Annotated in this window: 5 protein-coding genes; 1 reads left to right on the top strand and 4 read right to left on the bottom strand. The window is 68.5% G+C overall.

Going from position 1 to position 4,547, the window contains the following annotated elements; genetic code table 11:
• From infA to trxB, 4 genes are all read right to left on the bottom strand, one after another.
• Positions 1-127, bottom strand: a 127-nt coding sequence (infA, locus tag VI238_RS05295) for a translation initiation factor IF-1 (RefSeq protein ID WP_331649203.1), incomplete at its 3' end; no start/stop codon positions are given.
• Between the two features lie 107 nt (positions 128-234).
• Positions 235-957, bottom strand: a complete 723-nt coding sequence (gene aat / locus VI238_RS05290) for a leucyl/phenylalanyl-tRNA--protein transferase (RefSeq protein ID WP_331649201.1) — start codon at positions 955-957, stop codon at positions 235-237.
• 251 nt (positions 958-1,208) lie between these two features.
• Positions 1,209-2,372, bottom strand: a complete 1,164-nt coding sequence (locus VI238_RS05285; protein ID WP_331649199.1) for a GNAT family N-acetyltransferase — start codon at positions 2,370-2,372, stop codon at positions 1,209-1,211.
• 169 nt (positions 2,373-2,541) lie between these two features.
• The gene (gene trxB / locus VI238_RS05280) at positions 2,542-3,492 is read right to left on the bottom strand and encodes a thioredoxin-disulfide reductase (RefSeq protein ID WP_331649197.1); all 951 of its coding nucleotides are present in this window, start codon (positions 3,490-3,492) and stop codon (positions 2,542-2,544) included.
• A gap of 221 nt (positions 3,493-3,713) precedes the next feature.
• On the opposite strand from trxB, the gene VI238_RS05275 reads away from it, so the two are divergent.
• The coding region (locus VI238_RS05275; RefSeq protein ID WP_331649195.1) for an NAD(P)-binding domain-containing protein at positions 3,714-4,547 on the top strand (834 nt) is incomplete at its 3' end.

Below are 4,547 nucleotides of genomic sequence, written 5' to 3'. Positions count from 1 at the left end.
TCTTGCGCATGCGGCCGGAGATGTGCGCGGTCACCACGTGGCCGTTCTCGAGCTTCACGCGGAACATCGTGTTCGGAAGGGTCTCGAGGATCGAGCCTTCCATTTCGATGACGTCGTCTTTGGACATTGGTTCCCGATATGCCCGGGCGTGAGGCCCGGAAAGGCGCGCGATTCTGCCACGATCGGGTCGCTGCGGGAAGCGAAAATGTCGGCAATCCGCGCCAATGGTCGCGTTCAGGGTGCCAGGTCCGCCGGTTCGAGCCGCGGAAAGTGCTCATGCCACGAGCCATCGTGGCCGGGCAGACGCACCAGCGCATCCACCGCAGCGCAGAAGGCGGTGCGCGGCATTTCGCGGGCGCCGAGCGTGAACAGGTGGTCGGAGGCGACCTGCGCGTCGAGCAACGGCCAGCCCCAGTCGTCCATCGCGCGGCACAGGGCGAGCAAGGCGACTTTCGATCCGTTCGTCGCGCCGCTGAACATCGATTCGCCGAAGAACATGCGGCCGATCGCGACACCGTAGATGCCGCCGGCGAGGCGGTCGCCGTCCCATGCCTCGACCGAATGCGCATGTCCGAGCGCATGAAGCCCGGCGTAGGCGGCCAGCATGTCGTCGGTGATCCAGGTGCCGCGCTCGCGGGCGCGCGGCGCGGCGCACGCGCGCACGACGTCGCCGAACGCGGTGTCGGCGCGGATATCCCAGGAGCACGTGCGCAGCCAGCGGGCGAGTCGGCGCGGGACGTGCATCGCATGCGTATCGAACACGGTGCGCAGCGACGGGGACCACCAGAGGATCGGCTGGCCTTGCGAGTACCACGGGAAGATGCCGCGGCGATAGGCGAGCAGCAGTCGAGCCGGCGCGAGGTCGCCGCCCGCCGCGAGCAAGCCATCCGGATCGGCGAGGGCCTGTTCCACCGGTGGAAACGCGATGTCCAGCGTGAGCGATGGAATGCGGATCACGGCTGCTCGTCGGAGGGGTGGGAGCGTCGACGATGTTCACACAGGGGACTTCACGAACACCATTCCTTCGGCGTCCGCGCATGCCCGGCGCGCGCGTGCGCCGCTGGATGGCTGCCGCCGCGATGTCGATTCCGGCGCTCGCCGGCGCGACGCCGCCTCGTTGGACCGACGTGCCGCTGTTCGTCAACGGGATCTGGAGTGCCGATCTCGCCGATGAGCAGGTTCGACGCGCGTCGGACTCGCCCGGGATGTCAGGGCCGCGCGTCGGTCGTCGCGTACGGCGAATGCGCGAGCAGGTCGGCGCGGTAGTCTTCGAGCGCCTGCGCCTCCCGGCGCAGCGCCACGGCGATCGCCGCGCGAAAGCGCGGCTCGGCGATCCAGTGGAACGAACGCGTGCGGGTCGGCAGGAAGCCGCGCGCGAGCTTGTGCTCGCCCTGCGCGCCCGGCTCGAACGTGCGCAACCCTTCGCGCAGGCAGTAGTCGATGCCCTGGTAGTAGCACGCCTCGAAGTGCAGGCCGGGGATCTGCTCGCGGCAGCCCCAGTAACGTCCGTACAGCGTGTCCGCGCTGCGCAGCATGAGGCTGCCGGCGACGAGCCGGCCTGCGCGGCGGCACAGCACCGCGACGACGTTCCGCGGCATCGCCGCGCCGAGGTGGCGGAAGAACGCGAGCGTCAGGGCAGGGTAGTTGCCCTTGTCTTCGAAGGTGGCGAGATAGAAATCGTGCAATGCGTGCCAGTCCGCGTCGTCGAGCTCGTCCCCGTGGCGGATCTCGCAGGCGACGCCCGCGCGCGCGACCTGCGCGCGTTCGTGGCGGATGTTCTTGCGCTTCTTGTGGCTGAGCGCCGTGAGGAAGTCGTCGAAGTCCCGCCAGTCCCGGCGTCCGTCGGCGCCAGGGTTGCGCCAGTGGAACTGCCAGTCGAAGCGCGTCAGCCATGCGTTGCCGGTGAAGGCTTCCGCGTCCGCATCGGAGGCGAAGTTGAGATGGGCGGACGACAGCGCGAGGCGTTCGGCTTCGCCGCGCATCGCGTCGACGAGCGCGCGACGCAACGTGGCGGCGCCGGCACTCCTGCCCGCGAGCAGGCGGGCACCACCGACCGGCGAATACGGCACCGCGCAGAGGAGCTTGGGGTAGTACTCGCGGCCGTGGCTCGCGTACGCGTGCGCCCAGCTCCAGTCGAACACGAATTCGCCGTGCGAATCGTGCTTGAGGTAGAGCGGCGCCGCCGCGACGAGACGGTCGCCCTCGTAGAGGCCGACGTGGTGCGGCTGCCACCCGTTGCGCAAGTTCGCGCAACCGTGCTCCTCGAGGCCCGAAAGAAACGCATGCGCGAGGAACGGGCTGTCGTCGCCGCGCAGCGCGTCCCACTGCGCAGCGGGGATGTCCCGCAGCCGGGCGTGGAACCGCGCTTTCATGGATGGCGGATCAAGCGAAGGCGAGGCCGAAGACTGAAGCACGAAAGGACGCGAAGGAAACGACGAATGAGTGAATACGGATCACACGGAGAAAGACCGCACGTCATCCCTTGCCCGCCTGGTCCCTGTGCCCCGTGCTCGGGCCTTTTCCGACTCCGGGCCCGGTCGATCAGCCCTTGTCGAGGTATTTCTCGGCGTCGAGCGCGGCCATGCAGCCGAAGCCGGCCGAAGTGACGGCCTGGCGGTACACCTGGTCGGCGACGTCGCCGGCTGCGAACACGCCGGGCACGCTGGTCGCGGTCGCGGCGCCTTCGAGACCGGTACGGATCACGATGTAGCCGTTCTTCATCTCGAGCTGGCCATCGAAGATCGACGTGTTGGGCGTATGGCCGATCGCGATGAATGCGCCGCTGACGCCGATCTCGCGCTTGCGGTCGTCGAGCGTGCTGCGCAGGCGCAGGCCGGTCACGCCGGCGTCGTCGCCGAGCACTTCGTCGATCGCGTGGTTCCAGACGATCTCGACCTTGCCCGCGCGCTCCTTCTCGAACAGCTTGTCCTGCATGATCTTCTCGGCACGCAGCTTGTCGCGGCGGTGCACGAGGGTGACCTTGCGGCAGATGTTGGAAAGGTACAGCGCTTCCTCGACCGCGGTGTTGCCGCCGCCGACCACCGCGACGTCCTGGTCGCGGAAGAAGAAGCCGTCGCAGGTCGCGCACGCGGAGACGCCGCGGCCCTTGTAGTGCTCTTCGGAGCGGATGCCGAGGTACTTCGCGGTCGCGCCGGTCGCGATGATGAGCGCGTCGCAGGTGTATTCGCCGGCGTCGCCCTTGAGGCGGAACGGCCGCTGCGTGAGGTCGGTGCTGTGGATGTGGTCGAACACCATCTCGGTGTTGAAGCGTTCGGCGTGCTCGGCCATGCGCCGCATGAGGTCGGGGCCCTGCAGGCCCTCGACGTCGCCGGGCCAGTTGTCGACGTCGGTCGTCGTCATGAGCTGGCCGCCCTGGGCGAGTCCGGTGATGAGGGTCGGCTTGAGGTTCGCGCGCGCGGCGTACACCGCGGCGGTGTAGCCGGCCGGGCCGGAACCGAGAATGATCAGTCGCGAGTGCTTGGCAGTGCTCATGTATAATCCGGGCCGCTTTCGAGGCGACCGACTCGTGGCGTTTTTCCGTACACCGGCGCATCGGTCCGACGCTGCCGGCGAATCCGAATCCTCCGCTGTCCGACGCGCCGCCATGCGGCGACCGTCGCGCGGGAGACCGGAGAATGGAGGGAACGCGTGCACGATTCAAGGCGCCCGGCGTCCCGCAACGATCTGGCAACACTTCTTTCGAGGAACCTGCAATGCGTATCGGTGTGCCTTCGGAAACCAAGACCCTGGAAGGGCGCGTCGCGCTCGTGCCGGCTGCCTGCGCCGATCTCGTGCGCCGCGGCCACGAGGTGCACGTGCAGGCCGGCGCCGGCCTGAAGAGCGGCTTCAAGGACGAGGACTACACGCGTGTCGGCGTGAAGATCGCCGCGACGGCGAAGAAGCTCTACGACGTCGGCGAACTCATCGTGAAGGTGAAGGAGCCGATCGCAGGCGACCTCAAGCTGCTGCGCAAGGACCACCTGCTGTTCTGCTACCTGCACCTCGCGCCGGAGCCGAAGCTCACGCGGGCGCTGCTCGACATCGGCCTCACCGGCATCGCGTTCGAAAGCGTGCAGGAAGACGACGGTTCGCTGCCGCTGCTCGCGCCGATGTCGATCATCGCCGGTCGCATCGCCACGCAGATCGGCACGCATCTGCTGCACCAGCCCGCGGGCGGCAAGGGCAAGCTGCTCGGCGGCCTGCCGTCGACCGAACGCGGCAAGGTCGTCGTGCTCGGCGCCGGCGCCGCGGGCGGCAACTCGGCCGCGCTCGCGGCCGCGATGGGCGCCAACGTCGTCGTGTTCGACAAGCGCCAGGATCGCCTCGCGCAGATGATGGCGCTCGGCAGCAACGTGACCGCGTTGTACCCGTACGAGGAATACGTCGCGCGTGAAGTGCGCGACGCCGACCTCGTCATCGGCGCCGTGCTGATCCCGAGCGCGAAGGCGCCGCACGTCGTCACGCGCAAGATGGTGAAGTCGATGGAGCCGGGCTCGGTGCTCGTCGACATCTCGATCGACCAGGGCGGCTGCTTCGAGACCTCGAAG

Origin of the sequence: Dokdonella sp. (genome assembly GCF_036518555.1) — a bacterium.
In the GTDB taxonomy this organism is placed as follows: Bacteria; Pseudomonadota; Gammaproteobacteria; order Xanthomonadales; family Rhodanobacteraceae; genus Dokdonella_A.
The sequence above is the reverse complement of the archived record's forward strand: the minus strand, read 5'-3'. Positions and strand labels throughout refer to the sequence as shown.